This is a genomic window from Pseudogracilibacillus amylolyticus (SeqCode) (assembly GCF_051918545.1).
Taxonomy (GTDB): Bacteria; Bacillota; Bacilli; order Bacillales; family Amphibacillaceae; genus Pseudogracilibacillus.
In genome coordinates this window covers 1-19,180 of record NZ_JBPPZG010000002.1, presented here as the reverse complement: position 1 = coordinate 19,180, position 19,180 = coordinate 1, and the positions used below count along the sequence as shown (strand labels likewise).

Below are 19,180 nucleotides of genomic sequence, written 5' to 3'. Positions count from 1 at the left end.
CTTAGTAAGTATTAATTGTTTTCATATGCATGGATAATTTTTTGAACAAGCGGATGACGCACAACATCTGATTCATCCAAATAGATAAATGCAATCTCTTTAACTGTTCTAAGCATTCTATTCGCTACTTGAAGACCTGATTCTACACCCTTTGGAAGATCTATTTGTGTGATGTCTCCTGTAATTATCATTTTTGAACCAAATCCAAGTCTCGTTAAGAACATTTTCATTTGCTCGGGTGTTGTATTTTGTGCTTCATCCAAAATAACGAACGCATTATCGAGTGTTCTTCCACGCATATACGCTAATGGTGCAATTTCTATAATTTCTTTTTCTATTAAGCGAGTCGCTTGATCTCTTCCCAAAACATCATGAAGAGCGTCATAAAGTGGTCTTAAATAAGGATCAACTTTTTCTTTTAAATCTCCTGGTAAAAACCCTAAACTCTCTCCCGCTTCTACAGCTGGACGCGTTAATATAATTCGTTTTGCATGTCCTTTTTTTAATGCATCGACCGCGGTTACAACTGCTAAATACGTTTTTCCGGTTCCGGCCGGTCCAATTCCAAAAACAAGATCATGTCTCCTTATTGCGTTAATATAGGATTTCTGTCCTAATGTTTTAACACGAATGGGTTTACCTTTTGCATTTTTGGTAATTTCATCTTCAAACAATGTTTCAAATTGATTGATTTTACCTTCTTTAGCCAGCTTAATAGCATACAAAACATCTCTTTCTGTAATGGAGAGACCTTTCTTAATAATATTCAATAGACTGTTTAAGACCATCTCTACTAGCTCAATTTGCTTTCCGGAAACTTGAATTTGTTCTCCACGTGTTATTATTGAAACCTGCAGTTCTTCTTCTATTCGTTTCAGATAATTATCACTATTTCCAAATAGCTCTCTTGCTTCATTGGAATTATCTATTTGCAGGTCAATCTGTTCCAAGTTTTCTGCCATTACGTAACTCCTTTTTTAAACTTCATTCATTATTTTATTTGTTTACCAATTGCGATATTTTCTGTCACACTAATATATAAGTTCATTTTAACTTTACCATTGTCTACTGTTTCATGCAAAACATAATATTTAATTATTTCAGAGTCCTGCCCTAATTTTAATTTTAAATCTTCCTTAACATGTTCAATCGCAATATTTTTTGCATCTTCCTCACTTCTAATTTGGGTAAACGATTCTTTATCGTAAATTGTTCGTTCAATTAAATTAAAGGGTAATTTCCACTTCAAAAGATATATAGGTATTACTTCTGTTTCTTCAAACACTTGCTCATATGGAATTTTTTTAAATCCCCAAATAGGCAGTTGCCACTTCCCAATATTCAAACTATATTTTGTAACTTTATCTCCGGATAATTTTTCATTATGTTGATAAAGTGAACTAGTAACATTTACTTCATACCATGTATTAGCAAAAACTTCCCCTTCTGCAGAAGTCACAATCTCTTTTGATTTTTCTGAATTTTCTTCTTCGTCCTCATTTTTTTCTTCTTCCATTACTCCTGATACTAACACATCCCCTTTTTTTACATAATCATTAATATTTACAGCAGGGGAACCTTTTTTAATAAACATTTTTTGGATTATACCATTTTTGGCTGCGATCAAATGTTGCGGAGCTGGTTCTGATTCTTCTTTTACAATTAATTTCTCTACAGCATCAACTGTATAAGTTGTCCCCTTTTTTTCAATTCCGATATACAATAACTCTGGAACATCATTTAATAATTGTTGTTGCACAATATCCAATGATTCAAGTGAATAGATCCATGCTCCTTCATAAAGACCATAGGAAGCCAATTCTTTTTCGAGTTTATCCTCAATATCGACCGAGACACCGTTTATTTCGACCTTCCAAACGATATTAGAAAGAAAGAAAATAATTGCACTACAAAGAAGAATTGACAAGAGGAGTTCTTTCCTTGTCCAAAGATAACTGAAAAAATTAATATACCCTTTTCGATTGATTATTTCAATTTCATACGGATAATTTTGTAATAGTGCTTTTAATCTTTTTACATGAATTAAATAAATTTTACCTAAACATACGGAGTTATTTTGTTTTTTTATATCCCAAACTGGAATTCCAGCGTCTGTACACCTTTGAAAAAATACTTCGGGACGTTTTCCTTTCACTTTAACTGTCACATAACCGACGACGTTTTTTCCTTGTATTCGTTTCATACTGCCTCCTAGTAAAACAACATATTAAGATTCAAAACTTACTTCTTTGATGTTGCCCTCTAAGATGATCTCTCTCGGATACATTAGTTTGATCACTAACATATCGCCACTTATTTGAATAATGCCATTTTCACATTGTAGTTTAATTATTTTTTCCGTAAATGAGATTAATTTATAATGTTGTTCAATTGCAACACGGTTATCTCCAGTAATCGTTACTGTTGGAAGAGACAATGAATCGGAAGGAAGTGATAGATTTTTATTTATAAATGGTTGCATGACTCGCTTCATTATTTTCACTCCACATATCTCCCTTCTTCCTATAATTATGTATAAAACCAGTAGATAAGAACTTTAAACTACTATTTTGAAACGAAAAAAAGCTGACTATTTACTAAAATTTTCGTAAATAGTCAGCTTAACATTAACGACGTTTTCGTTGTGAAATAATATTTTGGTACGGCCTGAGAGCTCGTGGCGTTCCTAAAACCTCCGCCATAATTACACTTTCAATTAATCCCTTTGAAGTTAATTTCTTATCTAAATTGACATTAATTGCTTCCGTCTCTCGTCGTTCAACATTTAGTGGACGACTTTCGAAACCTGACTGTATCCCTTCATTATGGTCTTTGGAATCTGTAAGTGTAGTTGGCTTGTACCTGTTTCGCAAACGATCATACTGTTCTTGACGTTGTTGTTCAATAGATTTTTCAACAGTTTGTGTACTGTCTTCTATTTCTTGTTTTGTATCGAAAATCATTTCTTTTGCTTGTTCATACGTCTCTTTCATATCGGTCATCGTAGGACGGCGACGTTGGTTTTCTTTGGGCACTTGTTCTTGCTTATTTTCTTCTCTTCTTCCTTTACTTAGAAAGTTAATAATCACTCCGACAATAATGATTACGAGGAAAAAATATTCCGCTATAAAATCAAAGAAGCTTTCCATTTTTAAGCCTCCTTACTACCAAAATTCATTTTAGTTTATTTCTTTGGCTCATCTGGTTTATAATCTTGATCCTTCTTCGTTACTTTTCCAATTGTATCGCGCATATCAGTATCAGCATTTATGTTTTGGTAATTTAAGTAATCCATAACACCCATATTTCCAGATCTTAATGCCTCGGCTAACGCTTTTGGTACTTCTGCTTCTGCTTCCACAACTCGTGCGTGCATTTCCTCAACTTTCGCTGTCATCTCTTGCTCGAGAGCAACCGCCATTGCACGTCGTTCTTCCGCTTTCGCTTGGGCAATATTTTTATCCGCTTGTGCCTGGTCGGTTTGTAAAATTGCTCCAATGTTTTTCCCAATATCAACATCAGCTATATCAATAGATAAAATTTCAAATGCAGTTCCTGAATCTAATCCCTTAGCAAGTACTGTATGAGAAATTGAATCTGGGTTTTCTAATACTTGTTTATGTGTGTCAGAACTACCGATTGTACTAACTACCCCTTCACCAACACGGGCGATAACCGTTTCTTCTCCTGCTCCCCCTACTAGACGATCAATGTTTGCCCGTACGGTTATTCTTGCAAGAGCTTTTACCTCGATACCATCCATCGCAATACCTGATATAAAAGGAGTCTCGATCACTTTCGGATTAACACTCATTTGCACAGCTTCTAAAACGTTTCGGCCGGCAAGATCAATTGCTGCTCCCCGTTCAAAGGATAAATTAATATTCGCTCGGTGCGCAGCGATAAGTGCATTTACCACCCGATCCACATTTCCTCCCGCTAAATAGTGACTCTCTAGCTGGTTTGTCGTGACGTCAAGTCCTGCTTTATATGCTTTAATTAACGGGTTAATTACACGAGAAGGAACGACACGACGTAAGCGCATCCCAACCAATGTAAACAAACCGACTTTTACTCCTGCCGCCAGTGCGCTAATCCACAGTGCAACAGGTACAAAAGTAAACAAAATAACGAGCGCGATTAAAATAAGCGCAATAATAATAATTGGTGCAATTTGTGTAAGACCTAGATCCATTATACTTCCTCCAATTTTAATTTAATTTTCGAACAACAACCTTCATTCCTTCTACTTCAACAATCATAACACGTTTATCCTTTTCTACAAAACCTCCTTCAGAAACTACGTCAATTCGTTCTTCACCAAATCGTGCTGTCCCTGATGGCCTTAGTGGCGTTACAGCTATGCCTTCCTGACCAATTAATTCTGGACGTTCAGTCACAGAAACATAGCCTAGTTCTGTCGTTGTTCGATCACGTAAAATAATCTTCTTGAAAATTCCCCGTTCTAATCCGATCCATTTGAACAGAATAACGAAGGCAATTATTGCAACAATAAACGCAATCGAAACACTTAAAGCCATATGACCTAAATCATAACCAGCTAAGAAGAGTGAGCCAAGTACTGCTCCAACCCCAATTAAGCCTAAAATACCTCCAGAAACAAAAAATTCTAAAATGATTAACAATATTCCTAAAATGAGTAATACTATTGCTTCCATACCAGCAAGACCTGCTATAATATGTCCGTAAAAAAATAAAAGTAGTGCAATTAATCCCATGGTACCTGGAATCCCAAAACCTGGTGAATATAATTCAACGATAAGTCCGAGGCTAGCAACTGATAATAAAATCGGGATAACGATTGGATTCGTTACAAAGCGTGCGATTTCTTCAGCAAATGTTGTTTCAGGCTCTTCAATAGTTGCTCCTGATAAATTTAGATCGTGAAGCAATTCAACCCTATTTTGTACAATTCCCTCCGCATACCCAACTTCAACAGCGTCTGACGGAGTTAATGTTAAAAAGGCTCCTTTAGGTGCTCCCAGCTCAGGTAAATCAACCTCTGGATCGGCCATAGCAATTGCATATGTCGGATCTCTCCCCTTAGACTCCGCAGCGCTTTTCATCGCTGCAATCCAAGCAGATTGTGCTTTTTCATCGGCGGCATTTCCATCCCCCGTAATGACACCACTAGCGCCCATTGTAGCATTAGGGTTCATGTAAATCGTATCAGAATTTAATGCAATATATGAGCCAGCTGATAATGCTTCATTGACAATATAGGCGGTTGTTGGTATTTCAAGGCTTTGTAACAATTTTCCAATTTGACCTGCTGAATCGACTCTACCACCAGGCGTATCAATTTCAAAAATGATATGGTTGGCACCTGCTTCAATCGCTTCTTTCGTAGATCTGTTTAAAAAAGCTTCCAGTCCTCTTTCTACTTCTTTTTCAATCGGAATAACATAAACTAATTTATCTTCTCCTTCTGTGTTACCTTTTGCGGACGAAGAGTCAAAAAAGAAAGGAAAGAATAAAAAGAAAATTAAAAATATAGCTGGATACTTGGCGTACTTGGACAACGTTTATCACCACCTATTTGTCCGAATTTGAAAAAGATATATTATAGCAACCTTATCGTATCATAGATTAGGTCAGCTAGCATTAATTATTACTAAATTTTTAACATTGGGACATAACGAAACGATCTACTCTTAAGACAAATCATTAAAGGATAGAAAATATTTTGAATTAACTCTACGGCTAACTGGCTAAAACTTGGTTATCAAAATTTTTAGCGCCAATACTTGTACGGAAAGTACTCATATATCACCCTAACAGCTTCCGGGTTTCCAATCGGCATGTTATCTTTAAAGCTAAGCCAAATTTTCTACCAATTAAAAAGATCCTTCCATTTAAAATAAAGGAGGATCTTTTATGTTTCATTTATTTAGCAGGTAAGAAAGTATAAAACTTTCTTGACTCGCATAAGTGCAACTAAGGCTTTCGCCAAGGCTTGGAGAAAGCCTTAGTTTTCTAACGTTGTTTTAAAATTTTATTGTAAATGTTGTTGAACGATTTTTTGAACAATAGAGCCATCAGCTTTACCTTTCACTTTGGGCATAATTTTACCCATTACTTTTCCGAAGTCTTTTTTAGAAGTTGCATTAACTTCAGAAATCGTTTCTTTCACGATTTCCTCAAGTTCTTCTTCGGTAAGTTGTTCAGGTAAATACACTGTTAAAATTTCAATCTCTTTTTCTAGCTTTTCTACAAGATCTTCACGACCAGCATTCTTAAATTCCTTAAGGGAGTCGTTTCGTTGTTTTAATTCTCTCGATAAAATGGAGAGTTCATTTTCTTCTTGTAATGTGTCTACCCCAAGTTGAATCGCTTCGTTTTGCAGAGAAGCTTTCACCATACGGATTACACTAAGCTTATCTTTATCTTTAGCCCTCATGGCTTGTTTCATATCTTCGTTTAATCTGTCCATTAGAGACATTTACGTGCACCTCTTTAGTATTTACGCTTACGTGCTCTTGCTGCTTCAGATTTTTTCTTACGTCGTACGCTAGGTTTCTCATAATATTCTCGTTTGCGATATTCAGATAGTGTACCATTTTTTGAGACACTACGTTTAAATCTGCGAAGTGCATCTTCAATGGATTCGTTTTTACGAATTCGAGTTGTATTCGGCATACTAATTTCCCTCCCTCCGGAGTATAAGACGATAATGGATAGACATACGTGTTCTTAAATATGCCTGTTACAATTATATTATAAGGATTCGGATGGGTCAACATCTAATATTTTCGCCTTCATATTATTTGAGAACGTGGAAATATTTATGAAACCATTTTTCGTTCGTTTCATGCTTTATTCATGCTATTAAAGAAAGATTAACTCGATTTTAATTGATCGGCCACTTTGACAAAAACCCCTTTATTTAAAGGATAGCCTGTTTGCGTTAGTTTTACGCGCACAATCGAACCAATCAATTCTTGTGGTGCTTCAAATTGAACTTTTAAATAATTATCTGCATGTCCAACTAAGTAGCCATTTTTTGAACTTTTTTCTTCTGGAATAACTTCTAATACAGTACCGTCATATTGAGCTGCATATTGTTCGGCTAATTGATTGGATAAAGAAATCATTTCTTCTACTCTAGCTTCTTTTATTTCGTTTGGAACTTGATTCTCCATGCGTGCAGCTGGTGTGCCCGTTCTTCTTGAATACGGAAAAACATGTAGTTCTGCATAACCGATTTTCTTAATAAATTCATATGTCTCCATAAATTCTTCTTCCGTTTCTCCTGGAAATCCAACGATCACATCAGATGTAATTGCGAGTCCTGGAAGTGCTTTTTTAATTTTTTTCACTTTTTCTTCATAAAAGTCAGCAGAATATTTGCGGCGCATTCTTGCAAGTACCGTATTTGATCCAGATTGTAAAGGGATGTGCAAATGTCTGACGATTTTATTCGATTTATCCAGAACATCTATTACTTCATCGGTAATTTGACTTGCTTCAATGGAAGAAATGCGGATTCTTTTTAACCCGTTTACTTTCATTTCAAGATCCCTTAACAGTCTCGCAAAATTATAGTCTGGCATATCTTCACCATAACCTGCTGTATGAATACCTGTTAATACAATCTCTTTATAACCAGCATCAACAAGTTTCTGTGCTTGTTCTAATACATTTTCCGGATCCCTTGAACGTAACAGCCCCCTAGACCAAGGGATGATACAAAACGTGCAGAAGTTATTACATCCTTCTTGAATTTTTAGAGATGCTCTCGTACGATCTGAGAATTCCGGTACATCCATTTCTTCAAACACACGATTTTGCATAATAGCGGAAACTCCATTGATTGGAAGCCGTGTTTGCTGATGTTCTTCAATTAATCCAATCATTTTCTTTCTATTTTGTGTCCCAACAACAACATCGACACCAGGAATTTCCATTATTTCTCCAGGAGAAGTTTGAGCGTAACAACCTGTTACACAAACGATCGCTTCTGGATTTTTTCTTACAGCACGTCGAATTATTTGTCTACTCTTTTTATCTCCTGTATTCGTAACTGTACACGTATTTATGACATAAACATCTGCCATACGTTCAAAATCAACTCTTTCATAGCCGTGATCTTTGAACATATTCCAGATGCCTTCTGTTTCGTAATGATTTACTTTACAGCCTAAAGTATGAAATGCAACGGTAGGCATATTACTGACACCTCAATTCTTCAAAATGATACGAAATACTAGCTAGTGCATATAGTGAAGCTGTTTCTGTTCTTAAAATTCTTTTCCCCAATCGAATAGGAATAAAGTTATTATCCTTTAAAAACATAGCCTCTTCAATCGAAAATCCACCTTCAGGCCCAATAAAAATTAACAGCTTTTCATTTTCTTTCATTTGAGATAGTACAGCACCGAAAGAAGAAGAAGTATTATCTATTTTCGCTTCTTCTTCATAGGCAAACAATTTCACGTCATAATCTGTGCTATTTTCAACAATCTCTTGTAATGAATTTGGCTCTTCTAAAGTCGGTATTCGGTTCCTGTGACACTGCTCGCTAGCTTCCTTTATTATTTTACGATATCTGATTAATTTTTGCTTGGATTTTTTCTTATCCCATTTAACAATCGAGCGATCTGCCTCAAACAAGCAAAATTCCCGAGCACCTAACTCTGTGCCTTTTTGAAAAATGAGTTCTAGTTTATTACCTTTGGTCAATCCTTGGGCGATTGCTACATGTACTGGTAGTTCCGAATTATTATCAAGCCATTCTTTTATTTCTACTTTCACTTTATCTTTTTCAATACTAATAATTTGGCAAATTGCTGCTTTACCATCAGGATGTGCACAAATGATTTTATCGCCTGGCTTAAATCGCATGACTCTATTCATATGATGTGCATCGTCATCCACTATATCGATAAACTCATTACTCCAATTTGCTTTCGGAATAAAATATCGTTGCACAATGTCACCTACTATTAATCTTTTTTTGTGCTATAATGCTTACCCAATTTTCATATTGATTCGTCTCAATCACGTCAAATCCAGTATCTAAAAGTTTATCAATTATTACTTGTTGTTTAGCTTCAATAATTCCTGAAGTAATAAAGTAACCGTCGTCTTCCAAGTTATTCCATGCATCATCTACTAAACGGAGTAAGATATCTGCTAAAATATTTGAAACAATAATATTGACTCTTTTATCGACATTTTTTAATAAGTCATTTTGTTTAATGGTAATTTCATTTTCAAGCTGATTGCTATCTCTATTCCGCTTAGAGCTACTTACTGCGACCTCATCAAGATCATAGCCATAAACGTGTTTTGCACCTAATAAAACAGCGGCAATACTTAAAATACCTGAACCTATTCCAACGTCCATAACAAGATCATTAGGTTGAATCACTTTTTCCAAAGCTTGTAAACTTAAAATCGTTGTCGGATGAGTTCCCGTTCCAAAAGCCATTCCTGGATCAATCGTTATAATTAATTCATCTTGGGAAGTTTTTTGATATTGTTCCCAAGATGGAACTATTGTAATTCGATTCGTTACTTTCATTGGCTTAAAATATTTTTTCCACTCGTTTTCCCAGTCTTCCTCTTTTACTATGTCTGTTGTCAATTTGTTTTTTCCAAGATTTATTTCATATTGTTTCAAGTTATTTATCCTGAAACGAATAACTTCTAGCGTTTCAGCCCATTTATCATTCTGTAAAAAATATGACTTAATGATTAAACCTTCTTTAGGATATTTTGTCTTATCAAGCTCATATACTTCTCCAAATACATCCCTTTTTTCCCTCGATAAATCAGCTGGATCTTCAATAACTACTCCATTTGCACCTAATTCATTCAATATATTTGTAACTGGTTCTAAAGCGTCATTTGTAGTATGGATGGACAACTCAATCCAATTCAATATTATCACTCACTTCGATTGTTGCAGTAGAATTTTTATTCACCTTTAAATGCCTTTTTAAATCGTTTAAAAAAAGAATCTTCTTCTTTTGATAATGGATCATTATCGGCAATTTCATTAAATTCTTTTAAAATCTCTTTTTGACGACTTGTTAATTTAGTAGGTGTTACTACTCTTACTTTGACATGTTGATCTCCGTGACCGTAACCTCGAACATTCGGTGCACCTTTTCCTCTTAATCTAAAGGTTTTTCCTGTTTGTGTACCAGGTGGAATTTTAAACATAACTTTTCCATGAACGGTTGGTACCTCTATTTCATCTCCAAGTGCTGCTTGCGCAAATGTTATTGGTAATTCCAGAAAAATATGATCGCCTTCTCTAGTGAAAAACTCATGGTCTTTAACTGAAACGACTACGAATAAATCTCCTGGTGGCCCACCATTGACTCCTGCTTCTCCTTTTCCGGAAACTCGAATTTGTTGTCCTTCGTTAATACCAGCAGGAATGGAAACTTTAATTTTCACATGTTTTTTCACTCGTCCTGTACCACCACATGTCGTACATTTATCAGGGATAATTTTACCCGTTCCTTGACAATAATGGCATGCTCTTCGGTTGACTACTCTACCGAATGGAGTATTTTGTTCTGTATTTAATTGTCCAGAACCATGACAATGATGACATGTTTGTGGTTTCGTTCCTGGTTTAGCTCCCGAGCCATGACAAGTTCCACATGATTCTTCTTTCGGGATTGATATTTCCGTTTCCTTGCCAAAAATTGCTTCTTCAAATGTTAAAGTCATTGTATATTGTAAGTCAGCGCCTTGCCGCGGTGCATTCGGGTCTCTCCGTGCCCCTCCACCAAAAAACATATCAAAAATATCACCGAATCCAGAAAAGTCTCCTGCTCCGCCGCCGAAACCTTGGCTTCCTGTGCCAGCGTGGCCGAATTGGTCATACTGCGCTCTTTTCTGGTCGTCATTTAAAATTTCATATGCTTCTTTTACTTCCTTAAATTTTTCTTCTGCATCCGGTGACTTGTTAACATCCGGATGGTATTTACGAGCTAGCTTACGATATGCTTTCTTTATATCATCCTTAGACGCATCACGTTCAAGTCCAAGAATCTCATAATAATCCCGTTTACTCAAACTAATTCACTCTCCTAAAACCCGCAATTTCAATACATTTAATCATAGCATTTATTTGTTCTTTTAAGCAAATTTCATTAGAAAACTTGGCTTCTCGATAAAGTAAACATGCCCTCATCACTAGGAGTATGCCGACGTTAGGCAGAGAGCCTGTTCTTAGTCAGCCTTCCTAAAGAGCCGTAACTGGCGATGACTAGGTGATGTTGTACTTACGACTTTGCTAAAAAATCATCTTAAAAAAAGTCAAAGTCAAGAAAACCTGACTTTGACTTTCAAACTACATTTTAATTCTTCTCTGCTTTATCCTTTTCGTCATCAACTTCTTCATAATCAGCATCTACTACTTCATCGCTTTTATTTTCCGTTTCTGCTCCTTGCTCGGCTTGTTGTTCTTGAGCCATTTGTTCATATAGTTTAACGGATAATTGTTGTACTTGTTCCTCTAAAGCAGTCTTTTTCGCTTTAATTTCTTCAATATCAGTACCTTCTAGCGCTTTTTTAAGCTCTTCTTTTGCCGCTTCTGCTTTTTGTTTTTCTTCTTCTGAAACTTTATCCCCTAAATCTTTAATTGTTTTATCCGTCGTAAAGACAAGCTGATCTGCTTCGTTACGTAAATCAATTTCTTCCCGACGTTTCTTATCAGCTTCTGCATTTTCTTCAGCGTCTTTAACCATTTTATCAATTTCTTCATCTGATAACCCTGAAGATGATTGAATAGTAATCGATTGTTCTTTGTTTGTTCCTAAATCCTTTGCACGCACATTCACAATTCCGTTTGCATCAATATCAAAAGTAACCTCGATTTGAGGAACTCCTCTAGGTGCTGGTGGAATATCCGTTAATTGGAAACGACCTAATGTCTTATTATCAGCAGCCATTTCACGTTCTCCTTGTAACACGTGAATATCAACCGCTGTTTGGTTATCTGCAGCTGTTGAGAAGATTTGTGATGCACTTGTAGGGATCGTCGTGTTTCGCTCAATTAATTTCGTGGTTACAGCCCCCATCGTTTCAATTCCGAGTGATAGTGGTGTAACATCAAGTAATAGAACATCTTTTACATCACCTTGTAAAACTCCACCTTGAATCGCTGCACCAAGTGCTACAACCTCATCAGGGTTTACTCCTTTAGAAGGTTCTTTACCAATTTCATTTTTGATTGCCTCTACAACGGCAGGAATCCGAGTTGAACCTCCAACTAATAACACTTTATCAATTTCATTAGGAGACAAGCCAGCATCAGATAGTGCTGTTCTAACTGGATTCATCGTTCTTTCCACAAGATCATTTGTTAATTCATCGAACTTTGCTCTTGTAAGTGTAAGTTCTAAATGTAGTGGACCCGCTTCTCCAGCCGTAATAAATGGTAAAGAAATTTGTGTTTGCGTTACTCCAGATAAATCTTTTTTCGCTTTTTCGGCAGCATCTTTTAAACGTTGTGTCGCCATTTTATCTTGGGATAAGTCGATTCCATTTTCTTTACGGAATTCTTGTACCATATATTCAATAATTTTTTCATCAAAATCGTCTCCACCAAGACGATTATCTCCAGCAGTAGAGACTACTTCAAAAGTTCCGTCGCCAATATCTAAAATCGAGACGTCAAATGTACCTCCACCAAGGTCATATACAAGAATTGTTTGGTCTTCATTTTCTTTATCGATTCCGTATGCAAGTGCAGCTGCAGTCGGCTCATTAATAATTCTTTCTACTTCAAGTCCTGCAATAATACCAGCATCTCTTGTTGCCTGTCTTTCCGCATCATTAAAATAAGCTGGTACAGTAATAACTGCCTTACTTACTTTTTCACCAATATAGTCTTCTGCATAACTTTTTAAATGTTGTAAAATAATTGCCGAAATTTCTTGTGGAGTATAATCTTTACCCTCAACATTTACTTTATGATCAGTTCCCATATGACGTTTAATGGATTGAATTGTATCCGGGTTCGTAATCGCTTGACGTTTTGCGACCTCCCCAACCTGTCTTTCACCGTTTTTAAAAGAAACAACAGACGGTGTTGTTCGGTTTCCTTCCGGGTTTGCAATAACAACCGGTTCGCCGCCCTCCATTACAGTTACACAAGAATTCGTAGTACCTAAGTCAATTCCGATAATTTTACTCATTTCAAAACTCTCCTTTGTCACACTTCTATTTGTTTACTTTTACCATTGCTGGTCGAATTACTTTATCTTTTAGCATATACCCTTTTTGTAGTTCTTCTACTATAATATTTGAAGGAAATTCCTCATCTTCTATTTGCATAACAGCATGGTGATAATTTGGGTCAAACTCCTTTTCAACTGTTTCAATTTGTTCAACACCTTGTGATTGTAAAGCTGTTACCAATTGGTTATACACCATTTGCATTCCTTCTACAAAACCTTTATTTTCTTCAGATACTTCTGTCTGTAGCGCTCTTTCAAAATTATCCAAAATAGGCAAAAGCTCAAGCGCTAATTCTTCTGATTTATATTTACGTTCAGCAGTCTTTTCTTTTTGTGTTCTTCTTTTATAATTTTCAAATTCCGCTTGATTTCGCAGTAATCGATCTTTTAATTGCTCAACCTCTGCTGTTAATTTATCGTTTTCCAATTGTAACGTATTCGCGACAGTCTCCTCTTCTTCTTGAGGTTGGTCAGAATTTTCGTCCTCTTCGGCTTCTGATTTTGATTCATTTTCTTGAATATCTGCTTCTGCATCTTCTTCAGTTATGATAGTTTCTTTTTCTTGTTCATTCAATGTCCGGCACCTCCAATATTAATTGCCACGATAAACCATAACATGAATTACTTACAAAATAAACCATAAACAATTCACTTATTAAATGTTACATAAAATAAATCTGTCATCTCATTGGAAAGAGATTTTAATAGAGTGATTACTTTACGGTATTCCATCCTTGTAGGACCAAATAAAGCAATGGTTCCTAATTGGTTTACACCCATTTTATATGGTGTTGTTATTAGACTGAAGTTTTTGATCGCTTCATTCTTATTTTCGTTACCAATTGTCACTTTTAACCCATCATGCTGTTCTGTGAGCAATTTAATAATTTCATCTTCATCTTCCAGCATAGTATAAAACTCATAAATTTTTTCGACATCTTTAAATTCAGGCTGCATTAAAATATTCGATTGACCACCAACATATAGCTTTGCAGTATCATCATAACGAATAATTGACTGAATATATTCATACATTAGTTCATGCTCTTTAATATGCTTTTTTAATAATTCATATACTTCTGTTTGTAGCGTGTGTGGTAATTTCACAATCGGTACACCGACAAGACGATCATTAAGTATATTAACAACCTTTTCAAAGTCTGAAACATTGAATCCTTTTGGTATCGAAAAGGATTTATGCTCAACATGTCCCGTGCTCGTTACTAAAATAGCAACAGCTGTCTGCGGGGTCAAATTTATTATTTGTATCTGCTTTAATGTCGCATCAACTTCATTTGGCCCAAGAATGATAGCTGTATAATTGGTTAATTGTGACAATACTTCAGCTGATAATTGAACAACATGTTCTAATTCAATCATATTATCTTGAATGATATTTTTAATAATAGCTATTTCTTTGTCTCGAATAGTCGGTGATATCACATGATCCACATAATAACGGTATCCTTTTTCAGAAGGTATCCGTCCTGAAGAAGAATGCGTCTTTTCTAACAACTCCATATCTTCTAGATCTGCCATTACGTTTCGAATCGTTGCAGCACTTAAATTAATTTTGGCTTTTTTTGAAATAGCACGAGATCCAATCGGATGCGCCGTCTCAATAAAATCATCAATGATCGATTGTAATATAAGTAATTGTCTTTCAGTTAACATGATGATCCACCTCTGTTAGCACTCACATCTTCCGAGTGCTAATGCTATTAATAAATTATCAAATCCTATTTTTTTTGTCAATTAAGACGTCTCATTTAGAAAGATGATTTTTTCTTTATTTTCCCTTACTTCGAATGGATTTATTACCATTAAACGTTTAATTTTTAAAAGATTATCGTTCCACAACAAAACTCCTGAGAAAAATTCTGACACAATGACCGCAAAAAACACCTATCACAGCGCAACTCATTGGTGCTGCGGATAAGGTAATGGCTAACCATAAATTACGAAAAGGGCTTTTAAAAAAACGGATGGCCTTTTTAATTGCCTCCGTTTTCAAGTAAAACTATTTATCATCATTTAATTGTAATACTGCCATGAACGCTTCCTGTGGGATTTCTACAGAGCCAACCATCTTCATTCGCTTTTTACCTTCTTTTTGTTTCTCCAGTAGCTTACGTTTACGAGTTACATCTCCACCATATAGTTTTGCAGTTACATCTTTACGAACTGCTTTTATATTCGAGCGTGCTACAATATGATTACCTATCGCCGCTTGAACAGGCACTTCAAATTGTTGTCTTGGAATCAAATCTTTTAGTTTTTCAACAATTTGTTTGCCGCGGTTATAACTAAAGTCTTTGTGAACGATTATCGATAGCGCATCAATAGGTTCCCCGTGTAATAAAATATCCATTTTAACTAAGTCGGATGGACGATTACCAATAAAATCATAGTCTAAGGATGCATACCCCTTTGTGTTTGATTTTAATTGATCAAAGAAATCAAATACTATCTCTGATAATGGCAATTCATAAATAACATTTACACGAATATCATCCAAATATTGCATATCAATGAATTGTCCACGTTTTCGTTGACAAAGCTCCATTACCGCACCAACAAAATCATTCGGCACCATAATGGATGCTTTTACATAAGGTTCTAAAATCTCCTCGATCGACTGTGGATCTGGCATTAACGACGGATTATCAACTTTAATAACTTCCCCATCTGTTTTCCGCACTTCATAAATTACACTAGGTGCTGTTGTAATCAAGTCAATATTAAATTCTCTTTCAATACGTTCCTGAATGATTTCCATATGCAGTAAACCGAGAAATCCGCTTCTGAAACCAAATCCTAATGCTTGTGACGTTTCCGGTTCATATTGAAGGGATGAATCATTCAGTTCTAACCGTTCAAGTGCTTCTCTAAGCGGATTATAGTCATCTGAATTTACTGGGTATAACCCACAGAAAACCATTGGATTCAGTTTCCGATACCCGGGAAGTGGAGTTGATGCACCATTTTCTGCTGTCGTAATCGTATCCCCTACTCGTGTGTCCTTCACTTCTTTTATTGCAGCTGTTAAAAAACCAACATCTCCAACAGTAAGTACCTCTTTACTAACAGCTTTTGGCGTCAATACTCCAAGTTCTAGCACTTCATATTCTTTCTCACTTGCCATCATCTTAATTTTATCGCCTACTTTTACTTGTCCTTCCTTCACACATATAGAGGCAATAACACCACGATACGAATCATATAAGGAATCAAAAATTAATGCCTTTAACGGATCTTCTTCTTTACCTTCAGGTGCCGGAACACGTTCGACGATCCGCTCTAATATTTCTTCAATTCCAATATTCTCTTTCGCAGACGCTAAAATAACATCGTCTGGATCAATGCCGACAATATCTACTAACTCCTGTGTTACTCGTTCAGGATCCGCATTTGGTAAGTCGATCTTATTGATTACCGGAATAATTTCTAAATTATTGTCTAAAGCTAGATAAACATTTGCGAGTGTTTGAGCTTCGATACCTTGTGCTGCGTCAACTACTAAGATGGCTCCTTCACATGCCGCAAGACTTCTAGATACTTCATACGTAAAGTCGACATGTCCTGGTGTATCAATTAAATGGAAGGTATAATCCTCCCCATTTTTACTTTTATATTGCAGATGGACAGCATTTAACTTAATCGTTATCCCACGTTCCCGTTCTAAATCCATTGCATCTAAAAATTGTTCCTTCATTTCTCTTTCTGTTAAAGCTTGTGTATTTTCTAATATTCGATCTGCTAGAGTTGATTTTCCGTGATCAATATGAGCAATTATCGAAAAGTTACGTACATTTTTTTGTCTATTATTCATTTGTTCGTGCTCACTCCTACACTTCTACCCAATTATATACATGCTTTCCTATCAAGAATTATATCAATAGGATGCTTTTGTTTCAATATAATCATTCAATCAGTATAATATTTATGCGATAGAACTTTATAAACTCCTTTTCAGTCAAAGAATAAGTTTGCAATAGCATATAAAATATTAATAATAATTTCATAGCCAGTCGTTACAACTTTTTCAAAGAAAGATGCTGTTTTATGAACTAAATAATCTCCGTCTTGTGTACTATACGTTTCTGATGATACTGGAGTAGACTCCATAATTTCTTGATGTTCAACAATTGGTTCCTCCTCATCTGGCTGAACAATTATTCGGTCTTTTTCAAATGAACCATAGGACATTCCTCCAAAGAAAAACACTAACAAGAGTAATGAGATCGTTATAAAACGCGACATTTTTAACTCCTCCTAATTATTAACTTTCTCAGCTTCCCAATAAATTTCTCCGAATACTTCAGCAAATACATCAGCCGTCCGATACATTTCTTCTAACGTATTATCATAACCTCCAATTTCCAACAATAATACGTTATCATGTAAGTCTTGATTATAAACTCCATTTCCTTGCGATCCTTCTTTTGTAATGATCCCTTTGCTTAAGCCAGGGTATTTTTCTTCTAATAAGTAATGTAGCTCTGTCGCTAACTTTAAATTTTTCTCGTAATTTTTATTTTCCGCGCCAATAATAAATAAAATTTGCGCATAATCCTTGCCATTTATTTCTTTTGTTGTTTCTTTTCGTGGTAGAGCATCACGGTGAATGTCTAATACATATTGCAGATCTTTATTTTGACTAATTGCTTCTTGTACGACAGGTCTAGATGCTTCATACGATTTTCCGTACTTCCAACCTTTTTCGTTTAAAACATTCATAATATCCGTATCATCCACGTAGGAACCTATCCCATAAGACTCTAGTGCACTTGCTAGTTTATCACTTACTTTCGTAATATTTACTTCTTTATGATGTGCAGCATTGGGGTTCGATTCATCAGGTAGATGCGGTAAAAATGACTCTCTATTATGGCTATTATAGAGAAAAACTACTTTTCTTCCTTCTGTTGAAAATGGTTGCTCTACAGATTCTTTTTCTTCTTTTACAGAGTCATCAATCGCTTTTCGCTCTTTTAAAATTTCCTCGAGCGGTGGACCAGACTCATGTGCCAGTCCACTTAGCTCATTTAACCCTTCCCCTGCTACAATAACTTTATTTTCATAAGTTGAAAATCCTGGTATTTCTTGGCCTAAGATGCTCGTCAAATTATTTAATTGAATGCTAGTTACTAAATTAAATAATACTTCAGTAATTGGTCGTTCCGGTGTCACGCCATGCATAAGATCAAAGCCTCTATTTTCCACACTAAATAATAATGAGAAAACAGACTGATCCACATTGCTCGTCCAAGATGAAAATATAGAGGATGAGAGACGAGATGACGGCTTAGAAGTAGTGATAATCCCAATTGTCGTAAATAAAAGAATAATCACGAAAAACAAAATGATAATTTGCTTATAAAATGATTTCATAAACATTAGAAAGCTATTGTTTGATTGATGGAACATACATATATCAACTACCTTTTTTGAATTGGATTACTATATTAAACTATGATGTCTTATGTCTAAATAGAACTTTTAATTGATATAATTCCACTTTAAACCAATAATAATAACCCGCTTTTTTTAAAAGCGAGTTAACACAAAATGATTCGTATCTTTTCACAGATTTAATACTGTTGCATTGTAGTTGAAGGATACAGTTGAGTAGTGAAAATTTGTAAAACTAGTTATAACACCGTTGATTTCCAGCGTGGAAATAAAAACGAAGCTACAAAGCAGAATACCGCTACGGAAATACACTACGCTTTCCGTGGGCGGCTGTTGAGCCTCCGACGTACAAGACGTACTAGTGTCGGCGTAGGTCACAGGACGTGACCGCCTCTAGCCGACCAGGAGTCTCCATGTATTTCCTCCGCTGGTGCAGTGGATGATAAATGTTCTATACCGGAGATTCACCGATCTAGTTGATTAATAGGGGCACACAAGGTGTTCTCACGTTCCCCTAAGTGATGTTCGGACTCAACTAG

The 19,180-nt window shown here is 35.7% G+C and carries 18 protein-coding genes; all 18 read right to left on the bottom strand.

Annotated elements, in window-relative coordinates:
- Window positions 1-11 precede the first annotated feature (11 nt).
- Window positions 12-962: a PhoH family protein gene (locus tag ACPYKA_RS00430; RefSeq protein ID WP_479540447.1), complete on the bottom strand. Its 951-nt coding sequence runs from the start codon at window positions 960-962 to the stop codon at window positions 12-14.
- A gap of 29 nt (window positions 963-991) precedes the next feature.
- Window positions 992-2,203: a sporulation protein YqfD gene (gene yqfD, locus ACPYKA_RS00425; protein ID WP_479540446.1), complete on the bottom strand. Its 1,212-nt coding sequence runs from the start codon at window positions 2,201-2,203 to the stop codon at window positions 992-994.
- 24 nt (window positions 2,204-2,227) lie between these two features.
- Complete coding sequence (locus ACPYKA_RS00420; protein ID WP_479540445.1) at window positions 2,228-2,494, bottom strand: YabP/YqfC family sporulation protein; 267 nt, start codon at window positions 2,492-2,494, stop codon at window positions 2,228-2,230.
- Between the two features lie 133 nt (window positions 2,495-2,627).
- Complete coding sequence (locus ACPYKA_RS00415) at window positions 2,628-3,149, bottom strand: hypothetical protein (RefSeq protein ID WP_479540444.1); 522 nt, start codon at window positions 3,147-3,149, stop codon at window positions 2,628-2,630.
- A 35-nt stretch (window positions 3,150-3,184) separates the two neighbouring features.
- Window positions 3,185-4,195, bottom strand: a complete 1,011-nt coding sequence (gene floA / locus ACPYKA_RS00410) for a flotillin-like protein FloA (RefSeq protein ID WP_479540443.1) — start codon at window positions 4,193-4,195, stop codon at window positions 3,185-3,187.
- 16 nt (window positions 4,196-4,211) lie between these two features.
- A complete protein-coding gene (locus ACPYKA_RS00405) occupies window positions 4,212-5,543 on the bottom strand; it encodes an NfeD family protein (RefSeq protein ID WP_479540442.1) in 1,332 nt (443 codons plus the stop codon).
- Window positions 5,544-6,016: 473 nt separating this feature from the next.
- Window positions 6,017-6,463, bottom strand: a complete 447-nt coding sequence (locus ACPYKA_RS00400; protein ID WP_479540441.1) for a GatB/YqeY domain-containing protein — start codon at window positions 6,461-6,463, stop codon at window positions 6,017-6,019.
- A 14-nt stretch (window positions 6,464-6,477) separates the two neighbouring features.
- Window positions 6,478-6,660, bottom strand: coding sequence for a 30S ribosomal protein S21 (gene rpsU / locus ACPYKA_RS00395; RefSeq protein WP_336262504.1), 183 nt, complete (start codon window positions 6,658-6,660; stop codon window positions 6,478-6,480).
- A gap of 200 nt (window positions 6,661-6,860) precedes the next feature.
- Window positions 6,861-8,189: a tRNA (N(6)-L-threonylcarbamoyladenosine(37)-C(2))-methylthiotransferase MtaB gene (gene mtaB, locus ACPYKA_RS00390; RefSeq protein ID WP_479540440.1), complete on the bottom strand. Its 1,329-nt coding sequence runs from the start codon at window positions 8,187-8,189 to the stop codon at window positions 6,861-6,863.
- Between the two features lies 1 nt (window position 8,190).
- Window positions 8,191-8,952, bottom strand: coding sequence for a 16S rRNA (uracil(1498)-N(3))-methyltransferase (locus tag ACPYKA_RS00385; protein ID WP_479540439.1), 762 nt, complete (start codon window positions 8,950-8,952; stop codon window positions 8,191-8,193).
- 4 nt (window positions 8,953-8,956) lie between these two features.
- Window positions 8,957-9,916 (bottom strand): 50S ribosomal protein L11 methyltransferase, encoded by a 960-nt coding sequence (gene prmA, locus ACPYKA_RS00380; RefSeq protein ID WP_479540438.1) that lies wholly within the window; start codon window positions 9,914-9,916, stop codon window positions 8,957-8,959.
- A 26-nt stretch (window positions 9,917-9,942) separates the two neighbouring features.
- Complete coding sequence (gene dnaJ / locus ACPYKA_RS00375) at window positions 9,943-11,058, bottom strand: molecular chaperone DnaJ (RefSeq protein ID WP_479540437.1); 1,116 nt, start codon at window positions 11,056-11,058, stop codon at window positions 9,943-9,945.
- A 284-nt stretch (window positions 11,059-11,342) separates the two neighbouring features.
- Complete coding sequence (gene dnaK, locus ACPYKA_RS00370) at window positions 11,343-13,184, bottom strand: molecular chaperone DnaK (protein ID WP_479540436.1); 1,842 nt, start codon at window positions 13,182-13,184, stop codon at window positions 11,343-11,345.
- A gap of 25 nt (window positions 13,185-13,209) precedes the next feature.
- Window positions 13,210-13,800, bottom strand: coding sequence for a nucleotide exchange factor GrpE (gene grpE, locus ACPYKA_RS00365; RefSeq protein WP_479540435.1), 591 nt, complete (start codon window positions 13,798-13,800; stop codon window positions 13,210-13,212).
- A gap of 74 nt (window positions 13,801-13,874) precedes the next feature.
- Entirely contained in the window at window positions 13,875-14,900 is a 1,026-nt protein-coding gene (hrcA, locus tag ACPYKA_RS00360; RefSeq protein ID WP_479540434.1) for a heat-inducible transcriptional repressor HrcA, read from the bottom strand.
- Between the two features lie 346 nt (window positions 14,901-15,246).
- On the bottom strand, window positions 15,247-17,058 hold the full coding sequence (gene lepA / locus ACPYKA_RS00355) for a translation elongation factor 4 (RefSeq protein WP_479540433.1): 1,812 nt from the start codon (window positions 17,056-17,058) through the stop codon (window positions 15,247-15,249).
- Between the two features lie 140 nt (window positions 17,059-17,198).
- Window positions 17,199-17,489, bottom strand: a complete 291-nt coding sequence (locus tag ACPYKA_RS00350) for a hypothetical protein (protein WP_479540432.1) — start codon at window positions 17,487-17,489, stop codon at window positions 17,199-17,201.
- Window positions 17,490-17,501: 12 nt separating this feature from the next.
- Window positions 17,502-18,485 carry a stage II sporulation protein P gene (spoIIP, locus tag ACPYKA_RS00345; protein WP_479540431.1) on the bottom strand — a complete coding sequence of 328 codons (984 nt, stop codon included), beginning with the start codon at window positions 18,483-18,485 and terminating at the stop codon, window positions 17,502-17,504.
- Window positions 18,486-19,180 lie beyond the last annotated feature (695 nt).